Raw genomic sequence first — 16,351 nt, 5'->3', positions numbered from 1 at the left:
TGCATGTGTGGTATTGCGGGAATTTTTGATTTAACGGGCCATCGGGATTTTGCTGGTGACCTGATTGGTGCGATGAACCAGACTCAGTTTCATCGCGGCCCCGATGAGGGTGGCCAGCATCTTGAGCCGGGTGTTGCACTGGCCCATCGCCGCCTGTCGATTATCGATCTGTCCTCCGGGCAACAGCCCATGTTCAGTGAAGATGGCAATCTCTGCGTCGTCTTTAACGGCGAAATTTACAATTTTCACACATTGTCCGAGCAGCTCAAGGAAAAGGGCTACCACTTCCGTACCCGCTGTGACACGGAGGTTATCCTCTATGCCTGGCAGGAATGGGGGGAGCGTTGTGTGGACCACTTTCGCGGTATGTTTGCCTTTGCTGTCTATGATCGTCGGGCAGAATCGGTGTTTCTCGCCCGGGATCGGTTTGGTATCAAGCCGCTGTTCTATTCCATCCTGCCCGACGGGCAACTGGTGTTTGGTTCCGAACTGAAGGTGCTCAAAGCCCACCCCGGCTTACCCCGTTCGCTGAATGTGCAGGCGGTAGAAGACTACTTTGCCTTTGGCTACATCCCCGAGCCAAAAACCATTTATCGCGATGTCTTCAAGCTTCCACCCGGGCATACGCTGCTGCTGCGCCGGGGTGAACCGGTGCCGGAGGCTCACGAATATTGGGATATCCCCTTTACACCGGTCCAGGCAGGCTCGGAATCTGAGGTGCAGGAAGAACTGCTGGTGCGGATGCGGGAAGCGGTAGAGGTGCGCATGGAAGCCGAGGTGCCATTGGGGGCGTTTCTGTCGGGTGGTGTGGATTCCAGTGCCGTGGTGGCAATGATGGCCGGATTGCAGGATAAACCGGTCAACACCTGTGCCATCGGTTTTGATGTCAAGCAATTCAATGAGACAGAGTTTGCCCAGCAGGTGGCCACCCGCTATCAGACCAATCACTTCGAGCGCACCGTCAGTAGTGACGATTTCGACCTGCTGGATATTCTCGCCGACCTCTACGATGAACCCTACGCCGACAGTTCGGCGATTCCCACCTACCGGGTTTGCCAGCTGGCCAAGCAGCAGGTAACCGTGGCCCTGTCCGGTGATGGCGGTGACGAGGGCTTTGCCGGGTATCGCCGCTATCGTTGGCACATGAACGAGGAAAAGCTGCGATCGCGGCTGCCACTTGGGCTGCGCAAACCCCTGTTTGGCATATTGGGCCGCCTTTACCCAAAAGCGGACTGGGCGCCCAGGGTATTTCGTGCGAAGAGCACTTTTCAGTCTTTGGCGCGCAATTCTGTCGAAGCGTATTTTCACTCGGTTTCACTGGCCAAGGATGATCAACGTGAAAAACTGTTCAGTGAGGAAATGAAAAGCCAGCTGGCGGGTTATCGTGCGGTGGATACCTTTCATCACCATGCCGCGCGCGCGCCCACCGATGACCCACTGTCGCTGATTCAGTACCTCGACATGAAAACCTATCTGGTGGGGGATATTCTTACCAAAGTGGATCGTGCCAGTATGGCCCATGCGCTGGAAGTCAGGGTTCCACTGCTGGACCACAAGCTGATGGAGTGGGTTTCCGGTCTGCCCTCCAGCATCAAACTGAAAGGGCAGGAAGGCAAATACATTCTCAAAAAATCCCTTGAGCCGCACTTGCCCGATGATGTGCTTTACCGTGACAAAATGGGTTTCGGCGTACCGCTGTCAAAATGGTTTCGCGGGCCGCTCCGGGACAGGTTGCGGCGTACAATTACCGGCGGAAACCTGGCTAAAACCGGACTGTTTAACCAGCCCTATCTGGAAGAGCTGGTCGACCAGCACCTCTCCGGTCGCCGTGACCACAGCGCTGTTTTATGGTCGTTGCTGATGTTTGAAGCCACCACCAAACACGATCAATTCGAGCTATAGACTGCCATGCGTATCCTCCATATTCTCGACCACTCTATTCCCCTGCAAAGTGGTTATACCTTCCGCACCCGCAATATTCTCAGGCAGCAGCGTGCGCTCGACTGGGACACGGTTCATGTCACCGGCTTAAAGCATCCCGGTTCTTCGGTGCCGTATGAGGAGGTCGACGGACTTCGTTTTTACCGGACCCCGGCCGAGAGTGGTTTGCTGTCACGGCTGCCGATACTCAACCAGTGGCAGGTGATACAGACGTTGGCAAAACGTATTGCCGAGGTCATCGAAACGGAGAAGCCGGATATCCTCCATGCCCACTCCCCGGCGTTAAATGGTCTGGCAGCATTGCAGGCGAATAAAAAGTTTGGCCTGCCACTGGTTTATGAATGCCGCGCTTTCTGGGAGGACGCCGCCGTTGATCACGGTACCAGCAGGGAGTTGGGTGTTCGCTACCGGTTGACCCATGGAATGGAAAGCCATGTTTTTCGTCGCGCCGATGCCGTCACCACGATCTGTCAGGGGCTGCGAGACGATATTGTCCGTCGCGGCATTGAGCCATCGAAGGTTACCGTAATCCCAAATGCGGTGGACATTGAGCACTTCAGTGTGGAGGCCGGGGCGGACCCGGAACTGCAGCAGACCCTTGGCTTGCAAGATAAAACGGTACTGGGTTTCATCGGTTCATTTTATGCCTATGAAGGTATTGTGTTGTTGCTTGAAGCCATGCCGGAAATGATTGCCAGCTGCCCCAATTTGCGTCTGTTGCTGGTGGGTGGCGGCCCACAGGAGTCACTGATCAAGACAAAGATTGATGAGATGGGGCTGCAGGATGTGGTGATCATGACGGGCCGGGTTCCCCATACCGATGTGCAGAATTATTACAATCTGGTCGACATCTTCGTCTATCCGCGGCTTAGTATGCGGCTGACAGATCTGGTAACGCCCTTGAAGCCACTGGAAGCCATGGCCCAGGGTAAGTTGGTGATCGCTTCGGATGTAGGCGGCCACCGCGAGCTTATTCGAGAGGGTGAAAATGGCTGCCTGTTTACCGCTGGCAGTGCCACATCATTGGCTCGCACCGTTATCGGATTGCTCGATGACCGGCAGCGATGGCCTGCCATGCGCAGCAATGGTCGCCGTTACGTGGAGGAAGAGCGCAACTGGGCCAACAGCGTCAGCCGATACCGGCAGGTTTATGGCGATCTTTTAGGATGACGTCTCAGCCAGGAAAAAAATTGCGTCTGGGGGTGGTTGGTCCTCTGCCCCCTCCGGCAGGTGGCATGGCCACCCAGACCAGCCAGCTGGTCAAGTTGTTCAGAGAAGAAGGCGTAGAGGTTTGCCTGGTGCAGACCAATCGGCCCTACTGTCCACAGTCAGTGGCAAAACTCAGGGGCGTTCGTGCACTGTTCCGTCTGGTACCCTATTTGGTGGCCGTCTGGAAAATGGCTGGCAAGGTCGACGTCATCCACCTGATGGCCAATTCCGGTTGGTCATGGCAGTTGTTTTCCACGCCCGTGGTCTGGCTGGCATGGTTGAAAAATACCCCGGTTATCGTGAATTACCGGGGGGGCGAAGCCGGCAGTTATTTCGAACAGTCTTTTCGGTGGATCAAGCCAACCCTGAATCGAGCTACTAAAATTGTCGTGCCCTCCGGTTATCTCCAGGAGGTGTTTGCCAAGTTTGGCGTTGAGACCACTGTGATCCCCAATATCATAAATCTGGAAAGGTTCAGGCCAGCAGCCATGGTTGATGATGCGCCGGCCACAAAGGGGTTCAGGGTGATTATTACCCGCAATCTTGAAGCCATTTATGGCATTGCAACAGCAATCAATGCGTTGGCTATCGTGCGCCGGGAGATCCCGGCAATAGAACTGGCCATTGCCGGCTCCGGACCGCAGCTGGCCGAACTGACCGCCCTGACCGAGCAGCTGGGTCTACAGGCGCATGTTCAGTTTGTCGGTCGGCTGGATGCCCAGCAAATCGTGGATTTTTACCAGTCCGCAGACCTGGTTCTGAACCCGACCACCGTAGACAATATGCCGAACTCCGTGCTGGAAGCGCTCGCCTGTGGTGTGCCGGTGGTGACGACGGATGTGGGCGGTATTCCCTATATCGTGTCGCAGGAAAAAACCGCCCTGATGGTACCTGCCGGTGACGCAGCAGCCATGGCGGCGCAGATAATTCGCCTCTACAGGGAGGAAGAGATACGACAGCGGCTGATTGACAATGGCCTGGCTGCAGTCAGGCTCTACGCATGGCCAGTGGTAAAAGAACAATGGCTGGCACTCTATCGATCACTGAGGTCAGAGCTATGAGCTGGTATACCCGACTGGTCTCCGGCGTTTTGTTTCCGCTGCACGAGCGGCTGAAACAACACACCACCGTGCGTGTTCGTCGCGATATGGAGCGAACCCAGTGGCTGACTCCGGCGGAACTGGAGCAGCTGCAGTTGCAGCGGCTGCGGGAATTTCTCGTTGATATCGGCAAGCATGTGCCCTATTACCGGCAACTGTTTGCTGCGCTGGATATCAAGCCGAATCAAATAACGTCACTCAGTGGATTGCAGCAGTTGCCCCTCATGGGAAAACCGGAAATCCGTGCCAACAGCGAGAACATGAAGGCTGAAAATGCGGTGGGACTGTCGCGCTTCAATACCGGTGGATCCAGTGGTGAACCGCTTATATTTTTCATTGGCAGTGAGCGTGTTAGCCATGATGTGGCTGCCAAATGGCGGGCCACCCGCTGGTGGAATGTCGATATCGGTGACCCGGAGATTGTGGTCTGGGGGTCGCCAATAGAGCTGGGTACCCAGGACCGGGTGCGGCAGTTGCGCGATACGCTGTTCCGGACCCGTCTGTTGCCGGCCTTCGAAATGTCAAAAACCAAACTGGATGACTTTGTGGCCACTATCCGCAAGATCAAACCGGCAATGTTATTCGGTTACCCTTCAGCATTGGCACATATTGCCGGCCATGCCGAAGACAGTGGTGTCGATCTTTCGGGGCTCGGTATCCGGGTGGCCTTTGTCACCTCCGAGCGGCTTTACGACCACCAGCGCGAGAGGATTGAACGGGTGTTTGGTTGTCCTGTCGCCAACGGCTATGGTGGCCGGGATGCCGGGTTTATCGCTCACCAGTGTCCGGCGGGCAAGATGCACATCACGGCCGAAGACATCATTGTCGAAATCGTGGACAGTGATGGTCGGGTATTGCCGCCGGGCGAGTCCGGAGAAATTGTCGTGACCCATATGGCCACTCGCGACTTCCCCTTTGTTCGCTATCGTACCGGTGATGTCGGTGTGCTCAGTAATTCACCCTGTGCTTGTGGACGGGGGCTGCCGGTGATGCAGGAAGTCCAGGGGCGTTCGACAGATTTCCTGATGGCACAGGACGGAACCCTGCTACATGGCCTCGCCCTGATTTATATCCTGCGCGACCTGCCCGGTATCGCCTCGTTCAAAATCACGCAGGAATCACTCGACCTGACACGGGTGGAGATTGTCCGCGGCGATGATTATGTCATCGCCAATGAGCAGGCAATCAGCGATGTTTTTAAAAAAAGGCTGGGGCGGGCGGTCACGGTTGAATTTGAATACTGTGACGAGATCAAGCTAGAAAAATCGGGCAAATTCCGTTATGTGGTCAGCAAAGTCACCTGACCAGCCCACAGTCAATTGACGGATAGGTTGATGCCTGTCCGGGGGAGCTAACACGCAACCGTTATGAGAGATATCCTGGTTACCCTTATGGTGTTTGGCAGCCTGCCATTCATTTTGCGCCACGCCTACATTGGTATTCTGGTCTGGGCGTGGCTCAGTTACATGAACCCACACCGGCTGGCCTGGGGCTTTGCCTACAACATGCCGTTTGCCATGATCGTGGCGCTGACCTTGTTTGTTTCAGTGCTGTTCAGTACGGAAAGGCAGCGCCTGCCGATAAACGCCACAGTCGTGATATGGCTGATGTTTATCGTTTGGATGGCGATCGCGACCTTTAATGCGGTCTATCCCGACCAGGCCATGGAATCCTATATCAATATACTGAAAATTCAGGTGATGACGTTTTTGACCCTGATCCTGATAATCGATGAGAAAAAACTCAACCTGCTTATCTGGGTGATTGTCCTCTCTGTAGGCTTCTTCAGTTTCAAGGGTGGCATTTTCACGCTTATGACCGGAGGTGCTTTCCATGTTTTCGGGCCGCCGGCCAGTTATATTTCAGAGAACAATGCGCTGGCCGTTGCGGTGTTGATGGTCATGCCGTTAATGGTGTATCTCTATCGGATAACGCCCCATAAATGGGTTCGCTATGGTATGGGCTGCGCCCTGTTTTTCAGCCTGATTTCAGTGTTTGGCTCCCAGTCGCGGGGCGCTTTGCTGGCGATGGCAGCAGTAGGCTTCTTTTTCTGGCTAAAGAGCAAAACCAAAATAGTCAGTGGTTTCCTGATAGTGATTGCCGCCTCGCTGATTTTTGCCTTTATGCCGCAAAGTTGGCACGAGCGTATGGGGAGCATACAGACCTACCAGGAAGATGAGTCGGCCATGTCCCGAATCAACTCCTGGCAATACAGCATCAATGTGGCCAATGACAGAATTACCGGGGCCGGGCTGTCAGCCTGGTCAAAGCAGATGTTCGCTATCTATGCGCCGAACCCCAATCAGGTATTTGTTGCCCACAGCATTTATTTTTCGGTCCTGGCAGATCATGGCTGGCTGGGGCTGATCCTCTTTTTAGCGGTGCTGGGGTTGACCTGGCGAAATCTCACCCAGGTGATAAAACGCACCAAAAATGACCCGGACTCGTCGCATTCAAATCTGCTGGCCCGAATGCTGCAGGTGAGTCTGATTGCCTATATGTCAGGGGGTGCCTTTCTGAGTCTGTCGTATTTTGATTTGCCCTGGCACATCATCGCCATATCGGTACTATTGAACTACCAGTTTGCCAGCCGGCAAGTGGTGGGCGTGGACCAGTCGAGCGATATTATCCAGCGGCCCAAAGCCCCTGCCAATAGAATGCGGGGTCAGCAACAGATGCCACCAAATTAACTCGGGAATGTTGTTCGTTCTCGCAATAATCGACAGATACTCTTCTTGAACCGGATTCAGCCTATGTCAGCAACGCAACCCTTTATCAGTGTCATTGTGCCGACGCGCAACCGGGTCGATTGGCTGCGGCGCTGCCTTGACGGCATTGCCGAGCAGGATTTTCCAGACTACGAGGTTTTAGTTGTTGATGATGGCTCCAGTGGCGATGTGATCGTCGCCTATCAGCAAATGATGGGGGCGTTCGGTTCCCGCTATCGTCTGTTGAGGGCCAATACCGAGGAGGGGCGGCGGCTCGGACCATCGGTGGTGAGAAACATCGGGATCGGCTCGGCAAAGGGAACCTATATCGCCTTTTGTGATGACGACGACTACTGGTGTCAGCCAGACCTGCTTTCTATCGCGGCGGCGGCCCTGCGGGAAACCGGTGCCGATCTGCACTTTGCCAACCAGAAAATACTGCACGGTGACACCGTTTTCGCAAAAACCAGCTTCAGGCGTGTCGAAGCCAGCATACGGCAGAATCAGCAGTTGGCCGACTGGCCTGTCTATCAGATAACCCGTGAGCAAATGCTTTGTTTCCCCGACTATGCGCACCTCAATATCACCATCGCCAGAAAAGCCCTGCTGGAAAAAATTGGTGGATTTTGGGAGGAGACCCGCTATGCCGAGGACGTGGATTTATTTGTGCGTCTCTGTGATGCGGCAATGGGGCGCATTCTGTTTCGTCCCGATGTTTGCTCGGCGCACAATGCCCCGGTAACCCATGGGCATGAATCTGCATCAAAAGGTGTGGGCGATCTCAATCGACGTTTGCTTGAAAACTCGGTTTACTGGCATCTGCTGGCCAGTTGCCATACGCGGCCTGCGGTTCGTTATGCCACGTTGTCATTATCTTCAAACTCCAAATTGCTGTATCAGGAACTGGCACAGGGGGGTTCCTTCCAGGCCTCTGTGGCAGTGGCCAGGATTGCGCTGGCTGCCAGGCCCAGCTTTAAATGGAGTATTTATTGCGCGTGGCTCACTATCAGGGCACTGTGTAAACCCCACTGAGGTCTGCTGTGTACCGGAACCTGGCATAGCAGTGCTTTGTCCAAGACGGACATACTGGGTATGGATGCCAACCGGGTAGATGCACGTTATGAAACGCCAAATATTTTCAGAAGCCCCACCCCAATGGCTACTTTTTTTGTTGCCACTCCTGTTGGTTAATATCGGGGCTCAAGCCGACAGCCCGACTGTTGTTTCGCCTGAGCGGAGACCAACTGTGTCAACCCTGGTTTATGCGGGCCCTCCCGCAACAAAATTGGCTGAGGTGAACTGGGAGGAGCTCAAGCGCATAAAACGGGGTGCGCAACCCGGTGAGGTTGAACAGTCGGAGTCAGCGGTAGGGCCAAAGGTCGAGTCAAAACCTGCTGCAAAAACAGTATCGTCAAAAAAGTCAGTAGCGCAAAAGCCAGCAGTACAGAAGTCAGCAGCGCAACTGACATATCCGGTAGTCTACACCCGCGTCCCGCGCACCCACGGCGAACACACCGTCACACTGAGCAGCGGCGACTACACCAGTGATAACTGGGATTACATGGACACTTTGCCGGAAGTGGCCCGCCAGTTTGACAGCTTTAACGCGCCGGGGCAGTTGATCCTGCGTGACACGGACGGCACCGAGAAGATCATCTACGACTGCATGAACGCAGAGCGGCCCTGCGTGCCGTTCGATGCCATGCCGTCACTGGACGGCACCAAAATCGCCTTCTCTGTTTACTCAGCAGATGGCCTGAAACCACCGTGGCCAGAGAATCGCAACTACCCGCCCCAGCAGCTCAATGGCTCGAACACGGACGCCCGCATTTACATCTATGACATTGCGAGTGAGTCTCTGACCGCATGGCCCCACAACCAGGGCAATAAAGACATCTCTCCGATCTGGTTGCCCAATGGCAAGATGCTGTTTGGCTCCACCCGCAATGGTTTTTATGCGCCGTATATGGATCGCATTGGCACGTCAAATGCCCGGGAACCCCGGTTATTTATTGCGGACGTGGACGGCACCAACGTTGCGGACATTTCCCCCCACGAGGTGACGGCGGCCCTGCACCCATACCTGTTGAACAGCGGTCGGGTGGCCTACAGCTCCCACTGGCTCAGCCACAATCTGGCCTATGGCTCCACCAACGGTGGGGTCAACTGGCCCGGTACCACCAGTAATATGTGGTCAATCATGGATATGGATTACCGGGGTGGGGACATGACAGCCCTGCTCGGTGCCCATAAAAGCCGATTAACTGGCTCGAACCCACGCAGCAATACCATGAAGGCCATGCACTTTTTGGGTCAGCGGGCCAACGATGATATTTGCACGGTGAACTACTATCGGGCCAATAACCTTGGTTTGGGGGATGTGATATGTTGGCCGCCGGAAAGCCACGGTGTTGAAGGCCCTGCCCCCGGCTTTGTGCCGAGCGGTCATTACAGTGCAGCAGTGTGGTCTACCTCTGAGGACGCTGCATCCCGCAAAGACTCCGCCGGTAAATACCTTGGTAAAGTGGGCTGGCCCGAAGGCACACCAGATAACCAATTACTGTTGTCCGTAGGCAAGGGCTTTTGCACTCAGGTCGCTACCGGGGTGCCCGGTACGCCGGATAAGATTGGTGACGACATCGGCTGTGATGTGGGGCTGTATAAAACCACCGTGATACCCAGCCAGTCCCCCGATGATCTGACCCTGATCGTTGATCATCCGGAGTGGCACGAGTTCAGTGCCCGTGTGGTGGTAGCAAGAGACATTCCCACGCCCGCACTGGCCAACACCAATGACGGCTCCTGCCAGATTGTCAGCTCTGACGCCGGATCAACCGATGCGCTCAACTACAAGGGCTATGTGTTCAACGAACAGTATAAGACTGTGGATAACGCTGGGTCTTTGATGGAGGCCGTACCCCACAGCGAGCTGGCGGCGATCCGCTTTTACGAGATCGTCCCTAACACCACCCGCAGCCGCAACTGGGACAACAGTATCGGCAACCGGGTAAAACTGCTGGGTGATGTGCCTCTGCTGGCAGACAAGTCATTCAAGGCTGAACTGCCCTGCGAAACGCCCTACATTATGGCGGGGGTGGATTCAGATGGTCGGATCATCAAGCGCGATCAGGTGCCCCAGTCATTGCGGCAGGGCGAGAAGCGCGTCTGTATGGGTTGTCACCTGCATGCCAAAGAAGGCCGCCCCTACGAACAATCAATGGCATTTTCGGCCCCGGCATTCGACCTGACCAAAGCCATGTCGGTGCCTACTTACACCAAGGACATCAAGCCGATCTTTGAGGCGAAGTGCACAAGCTGCCATGCGGCCGATGGGGATGTGCCGCTGTACGATTACCAAAATCTGGTTTGGGATTTCTCCCAGAAAGCCCTGCCTGAACACCTGAAAGTGCAGATGACCAGCTCCTCCAATGAGACGCGAAAATACGGCTTACAGCGGCCCATGATTAGCAAATACGTCAACAACATGTATGCCCGCGAGAGTCTGCTGTACTGGAAGGCCGCCAACAAACGCACCGATGGCCGCACCGATGACCAATACGACGACGATATTGATTTTGGTGCCGATCACCCGGTAGATCTGAGCTCTACAGAACTGAAAGCAATAGGTGATTGGCTGGACAGTGGGGCGGCAGAGTAATGACTCAACAGTACTCGCGTTAATACAGACATCTCAGAGCTGCCTCCCCCGGAGAAGTCGTCAAAAAAGTTTTTGTTAGCACTCTCTCTGCTTCAACTGTTAGGGTGTTCCTGAATTATTACCCAACTCCAGGAATCATCTATGAAGAAGAACCCTTGGCAGGATTCATCCGGTGGGGAGCGCGACCTCCACGAAGACCTTGCTGAATTACTCAAAAAGCTCCCCAAGGGAAGCGCTATTGTTTATCTGCCGGTACTGCTTATTGTTCTCTGGGCAGTATTTTCGTCGTTCTACACGGTTCAGCCGGAACAGCAGGCGGTCGTCAAACGCTTCGGTGCCGTGGTGAACATTACGGATCCCGGTTTACACTTCAAACTGCCTTTTGGTATCGACAGAGTTCAGCGTGTGGCGTCTGCCCGGGTTCTGAAGCAGGAGTTTGGTTTTCGTAGCGTGGGTGAGGTCAACAACCGGACCAGTTACTCCGAGAGCGACTTCACCAGTGAGTCCCTGATGCTCACAGGCGACCTGAATGTGATCGATGTGGAGTGGGTAGTTCAGTATCGCATCCAGGATCCCATCAAGTACCTCTACCAGCTGCGTCAACCGGATCTGACATTGCGGGATATTTCCGAGTCCGTGATGCGCAGGGTAGTGGGTAACCGACTCGGTTCAGAGGTGTTGACCGTGGGTCGGGTCGAAATTGCCCAGGGTGCCCGCGATGAAATTCAGGGCATTATGGATCTCTACGACTCCGGTATTCACGTGATTACCGTTGAGTTGCAGGATGTGGTCCCCCCCAAGGCTGTCCGGCCCGCGTTTAATGAGGTGAATGAGGCTCGCCAGGAACGCGAGCGAATGATCAATGAAGCTACCAAACGGGCCAATCAGCAGATTCCCCGGGCCGAGGGTGAAGCCCAGCGACTGATTTCCGAGGCCCAGGGTTATGCCACCGCCCGGGTTAACCGTGCCTTTGGTGAAACTGCCCGGTTCCGCGCCATGTTGGTGGAGTACAAGACGGTGCCTGAAGTAACCCGCACCCGTCTCTATCTGGAAACCATGGCAGAAATACTGCCGAATATTGGCCAAGTACTCATGGTGCAGGAAGATCAGGTAGGGCCCTTACCCTTGATGAATGTGCGTGATGCGCGCCAGGGAGCAAGCAAATGAAAAAATTGGCGAGTCTTTTAGTCGTGCTTGTGGCCGCGATCATTGTCTTTTCATCGGCATTTGTCGTTGACGAAGCCGAGCAGGCCATTATCGTCCAGTTCGGCGAGCCCCAGGGGGATGTGATCAGTGCCCCGGGTTTGCACTGGAAACTGCCCTTTGTCCAGGAGGTGCGTCGCTATGATCGACGCCTGCTGGTCTGGGACGGTGATGTATCCCAGATTCCCACCCTTGGCCGTGAGTTTATCCAGGTGGATACCACCGCTCGCTGGCGTATTATCGATCCCCTGCAGTTTCTGCGCAGTGTTCGCGATGAACGCGGTGGGCGCACCCGCCTCGACGACATTATTGACTCTGTGGTGAGGGACATCATTTCCGGCACAGAACTGGAAGAAATCGTCCGCTCCGGAGACTGGGATGTTGATGTGGATGAGCTCGATGAGGTAGAGCAGGATCGGGATGATGTCAGTCTGACCAAGCGTCCCAAACTGGGTCGTGAAAAGCTGGAGTCGGAGATACTGAAAAGTGCCTCAAAATTGATGTCCGATCTGGGTATTGAACTCAAGGATGTTCGGATCAAGCGCATTAACTACATTGATTCCGTGCGTCGCCAGGTGGAAAATCGCATGATTTCCGAGCGTCAGGCCATTGCCGAGCGGTTTCGTGCCGAAGGCCAGGGCCGCAGTCTGGAAATCACCGGTGAAATGGAGAGAGAACTGCGTCGCATCAATTCTGAAGCGGCCAGGGAAGCAGAGGAAATTCGCGGGGATGCCGATGCCGAGGCGATCAGTATCTACGGCGAAGCCTTTGGCGCTGATCCGGAGTTTTATGCGTTTATTCGTACGCTGGAGACCTATAAGACGCTCGGTGATAACGCCACTTTGATGATTCGCTCGGATTCCGATTTCTTCCGTTATCTGGAAAAGACAGACCGTTAGTGGTCTTTGGGGGCGGATGACAGGTTATTGATAAAAATCTGTCATCCGCTCACTTTTCCATCACTGCTTTTTTCATCATTGCCTTTTCTATCAGGGCTTCATCAATCAATGGTGCGCCGGAAAGATAGCCCTGCTCGAGCAAGAAATGATCCATAGCCAGAGTGGTAGCGCTGCGCCAGGGCTCCTGGTTAAAAAAGCCATGCGCTTGCCCCTGTGCGGTTAACAGGGTGGCGGGCACCCCTTCTGATAAAGCCTTCTCTGCAAAAAAATTACCCTGTGCCAATAGCCCATCCCGGTCGCCAAACATCAACAGGGTGGGCGGCGTGCTGCCGTCGATATGCAGATTGGGTGATAGGGCGGCGACCGCTGACTCGGGCATCATCGCGATCAGTTCGATTTCCCGGCTGGTGAACTCCTCTTCCGCCGTGGGATTGACCAGGTTGAGTACGGGGTTGAACAACACCAACAGGGCCGGACGCATGGATGACATGTCGATGCCCGCCGGATGATTGCACATCGCCAGACAGGCCGCGATATGGCCGCCCGCCGAGGCACCGGACGAAACGATCTGTTGCGGGTTGATGCCCAGTTCCGCCGCGTGCCGCTGTAACCATAAAAGTGCATCGAATCCGTCTTCCACTGCTTTATCCGGGGTCGTGTGGTGGCGGCTGTCAACACGATAGTCGACCCTGACGGCAACCACTCCCCGCCGGGCCAGATAATCTGCCTGCCAACTGAAGTGCTCGATTCCGCCGCTTATCCAGCCACCCCCAAAAAAGAACAGGACGGCGGGTCTGCGATCATCTTCAGACCAGTTCCGGGGCAGATGAATTTCCAGGGTGAGTTTTCCCTGGGGTGTCTCTTTATAGGTGTATTGCCTGACCGTGGGCCTGTTCGAGAAAAACAGTGTGTAGAGAATAAACAGGACGGTGCAGACGGTAAATGCTCCCAGCAACCATGGCCAGAATTCTCTGAGCCAGCTCATAGTGATCTCTCCTAGTCGGTGTGCCTGGCGCAAACCAGTTTGGACAGGCCTGAAATACACTGATCGATAGTCCGGTAGACCGACTGGTAAACCGGTTGCGGTTTGTTGTAGGGGTCCGGAATTTCAGTGGCTGATTGATTGGCGAACAGGCCGCCGAGCAGCAGTGCCTTGTCTGCGGCAGCTTGTGAAAAGGTAGCCAGTTGTTTGATGTGATCCGCTTCCATAACAAAAATGATATCTGCCCACTCGGTTAATTCCGTGGTGAGCACTGATGAACGGAGGTGGTCCATAGACACTCCCTCCGCTGCGGCAATAGCGACCATTCTCGGGTCTGCCGGTCGGTTTCCCAGCGGGTGAAATCCCGCTGATTTGAAGAAATATTGCCCGGTATCCGGGATCTTTTTTTCTGCCAGGGCCTGAGCCACAGCACTGCGATTGATATTGCCATAGCATAAAAACAGTATATGTCTGGCTGTCGACAGGCGATCACTGACCAATGAATAGCGACTGCGCCTGATAATCCCGTTGCGAAACTGTTTCTCACGGTAAACACCGCTCAACCGGTCCGTGTAACTGCGAACAATTTGCCAGAGGTCAACCAGCCCCGGTTTCAGATCAGACAAGGACTGGGCGTCGAAATAATGTCTGGGGGAGAATACCTTCAGTAAATCTTTCATGGCATCGCCCAGTCCCGGAATCGTCACCAGTCGGGGATCGGCATCTTTGCGTGCCACGGCTTCCAGCCAACGAAGGTCACTGGACAGTTTTCGGCAGTAGATCTCAGTCCGGTAGGGCTTTGTTTCAATCGGCTGGGCGGTATAAAGCTGATAAAGCTGATAGGGAAAGTCCGCCCCGGCGGCAACGGCGAGGGGCAGTGAACCCCAGAAACGACCGTTGATTTCAATCAGGATAAATTCACCGCTTTCCGGATCCTGCTTGAATTCCACCATGGCGACACCGTGCCAGTTCAGCTGTTTGATCAGCCGGGCACTGACCTCGAGCAAGACCGGATCAACATTGACACTTTTCCGATAACTGCTGCCGCCCCCGCTGAGGGGCATTTCATGAAGGCGCTGATGCTGAAAGGCGCTCACGATCTCGCCGCGATTGGCAATTAACTCAATACCCTTGCCGATACCGGAAAAGTACGCCTGCAGCACCAGATGGCCGTGCTGGAGCAGTTCCGTGCCCACTTTGATCAGTTCTTCTTCTGAATGGGCGTAGCGAACCGACAGTGGCGTCCGTAGCGAATTGTCTGAAATGGACCGGCCCGGTTTAATCACCATCGGATAGCTGAATTCAGACAACGCGGACTGAAGCGCTTCAATGCTGGCAATATCCCAGCTGGCGGGTAATGGTGCATTGCACTGCCTGGCGAGCAGGGCTGTCCGCGACTTGTCCAGCACGGTTTCCAGCGCATCCAGATCCGGTGCGGCAATCCTGTAGTAGTGGGAGCTGTTGTGAAAGTGCCGGGCTATGGGTACCAGTGTCCGCTCCGTGGCCGGGATCACCAGTTGGTACTGGTGACCGGCGAGCTGATCTTCCAGCCAGAGAACAAAGTCATCAGGCGCCAGTAGCGGATTCGGATAATCGAGTACACTCGAGGCGTAACGCGAGTAACCGGCAATGGGGTTTTGCTGGTGAGAGGCAACGGCTACCGGAATGCCCCGGCTGCCCAGTGAACGGGTAATCGCCAAAGCCGGTAATGTGTCCCCATCGAGAAGAAGGATAGTCATTGGCAATCATTTCAACCTGTCTTGAAGGTTGTTCGCATCAATCGTCAGCTGGGCTAATCTTTCCAGCATCTGGCTGGCATGAGAACGAATAATCGCAGGGTTGCTGTTAAAGGATTTCCCCTCTTTGATCAGTCGCTTCAATTGTTGTCTGGCCAGCAAAGCCTTGCCTTTATTGAGCAGGGTTTTGGTGGTGGTGGACCGCCTGTCGTCAAAAATCGAGACCAGATTTACCGGTTCATATACCAGGTTGATTGATTGGCACCAGTCGTGCCATTTGAACTGATTGATGTGGGGCATGGTGTTGATCGGCAGCCAGGGTATGCCATAGGCATCAGCGATAATTGCACCATGAAGTGATTCAGTGATGACGTATTTGGAGGCAATCAGGTCGTTAATAACGATGAGGGGATCTTTTGCCCTGGGATCTATGTGGTGGATTCCCAGGTCATTGGCGATATTTTTCCAATAGCCACTTTTTGCGGTGTCGCAATGCATGATCAATGACACCTCATGAATTTTTTCAGCTTCGGGTATAAATTCCCTTAACAGGATAGCGGGGTCAGTCAGGGCTTTGGATGGATCAATACCCAGCTTTTTGGCAGTTTGTGGGCCTCTGACAAAATAGATGTTGTACTTTTCATCGATTTCCGGTGAAGAGAAATAACCCACCCCGGAGCCCGCAATGAATTTTACTGGAAGCGGGGGAATTCTCTGGTCGAGTATGGTGCCAATTCCATACAGCAGGGCCGTTTCCCGGTTGTTTTCCTCGTAGTATTCTTCACCATGTTTGGCGATACCCTGAATGACGCCAGGCAGTAACTTTGGCCATAACCAGGCATTCAAATCGTCTCCAAAATTACCCTCGTTGTCATGGTAGTAACAGAGCTTCATAAATTGCTTGCCTCAGGCCGT

12 protein-coding genes are annotated in these 16,351 nt (G+C 54.5%); 9 read left to right on the top strand and 3 right to left on the bottom strand.

The genetic code is table 11. The features are described 5' to 3' along the window. The first annotated feature begins 3 nt into the window (after positions 1-3). The 9 genes from QZ516_RS09075 to hflC all read left to right on the top strand — a co-directional run bounded on the left by QZ516_RS09075 (position 4) and on the right by hflC (position 12,718). Entirely contained in the window at positions 4-1,902 is a 1,899-nt protein-coding gene (locus tag QZ516_RS09075) for an XrtA/PEP-CTERM system amidotransferase (protein WP_297188654.1), read from the top strand. Between the two features lie 6 nt (positions 1,903-1,908). Further along, on the top strand, positions 1,909-3,111 hold the full coding sequence (locus QZ516_RS09070) for a TIGR04063 family PEP-CTERM/XrtA system glycosyltransferase (RefSeq protein WP_297188653.1): 1,203 nt from the start codon (positions 1,909-1,911) through the stop codon (positions 3,109-3,111). Next, on the top strand, positions 3,108-4,211 hold the full coding sequence (locus QZ516_RS09065; RefSeq protein WP_297188651.1) for a glycosyltransferase family 4 protein: 1,104 nt from the start codon (positions 3,108-3,110) through the stop codon (positions 4,209-4,211). Before QZ516_RS09070 ends, QZ516_RS09065 begins: the two co-directional genes overlap by 4 nt. Continuing rightward, positions 4,208-5,554, top strand: coding sequence for an AMP-binding protein (locus QZ516_RS09060; RefSeq protein ID WP_297188649.1), 1,347 nt, complete (start codon positions 4,208-4,210; stop codon positions 5,552-5,554). Before QZ516_RS09065 ends, QZ516_RS09060 begins: the two co-directional genes overlap by 4 nt. A 63-nt stretch (positions 5,555-5,617) precedes the next feature. Next, a complete protein-coding gene (locus QZ516_RS09055) occupies positions 5,618-6,940 on the top strand; it encodes a putative O-glycosylation ligase, exosortase A system-associated (protein WP_297188647.1) in 1,323 nt (440 codons plus the stop codon). A gap of 63 nt (positions 6,941-7,003) precedes the next feature. Next, entirely contained in the window at positions 7,004-7,990 is a 987-nt protein-coding gene (locus QZ516_RS09050; protein ID WP_297188646.1) for a glycosyltransferase family 2 protein, read from the top strand. Between the two features lie 214 nt (positions 7,991-8,204). After that, positions 8,205-10,616, top strand: coding sequence for a hypothetical protein (locus QZ516_RS09045; protein WP_297188644.1), 2,412 nt, complete (start codon positions 8,205-8,207; stop codon positions 10,614-10,616). 141 nt (positions 10,617-10,757) lie between these two features. Further along, the gene (gene hflK / locus QZ516_RS09040; protein ID WP_297188642.1) at positions 10,758-11,783 is read left to right on the top strand and encodes an FtsH protease activity modulator HflK; all 1,026 of its coding nucleotides are present in this window, start codon (positions 10,758-10,760) and stop codon (positions 11,781-11,783) included. Then, positions 11,780-12,718 carry a protease modulator HflC gene (hflC, locus tag QZ516_RS09035; RefSeq protein ID WP_297188640.1) on the top strand — a complete coding sequence of 313 codons (939 nt, stop codon included), beginning with the start codon at positions 11,780-11,782 and terminating at the stop codon, positions 12,716-12,718. Before hflK ends, hflC begins: the two co-directional genes overlap by 4 nt. Before the next feature lie 49 nt (positions 12,719-12,767). On the opposite strand, the gene QZ516_RS09030 is transcribed toward hflC, so the two are convergent. From QZ516_RS09030 to QZ516_RS09020, 3 genes are read right to left on the bottom strand one after another with little or no spacing between them, the layout of a single operon-like run. Further along, complete coding sequence (locus QZ516_RS09030) at positions 12,768-13,703, bottom strand: alpha/beta hydrolase fold domain-containing protein (protein WP_297188638.1); 936 nt, start codon at positions 13,701-13,703, stop codon at positions 12,768-12,770. Positions 13,704-13,714: 11 nt separating this feature from the next. After that, positions 13,715-15,439, bottom strand: coding sequence for an ATP-grasp domain-containing protein (locus QZ516_RS09025; protein WP_297188636.1), 1,725 nt, complete (start codon positions 15,437-15,439; stop codon positions 13,715-13,717). Positions 15,440-15,445: 6 nt separating this feature from the next. Continuing rightward, on the bottom strand, positions 15,446-16,330 hold the full coding sequence (locus QZ516_RS09020) for a polysaccharide pyruvyl transferase family protein (protein WP_297188634.1): 885 nt from the start codon (positions 16,328-16,330) through the stop codon (positions 15,446-15,448). Positions 16,331-16,351: the final 21 nt, after the last annotated feature.

Origin of the sequence: uncultured Porticoccus sp., assembly GCF_913061305.1 — a bacterium.
Classification (GTDB): domain Bacteria; phylum Pseudomonadota; class Gammaproteobacteria; order Pseudomonadales; family Porticoccaceae; genus Porticoccus.
This window is presented reverse-complemented; position numbering and strand designations above follow the sequence as displayed.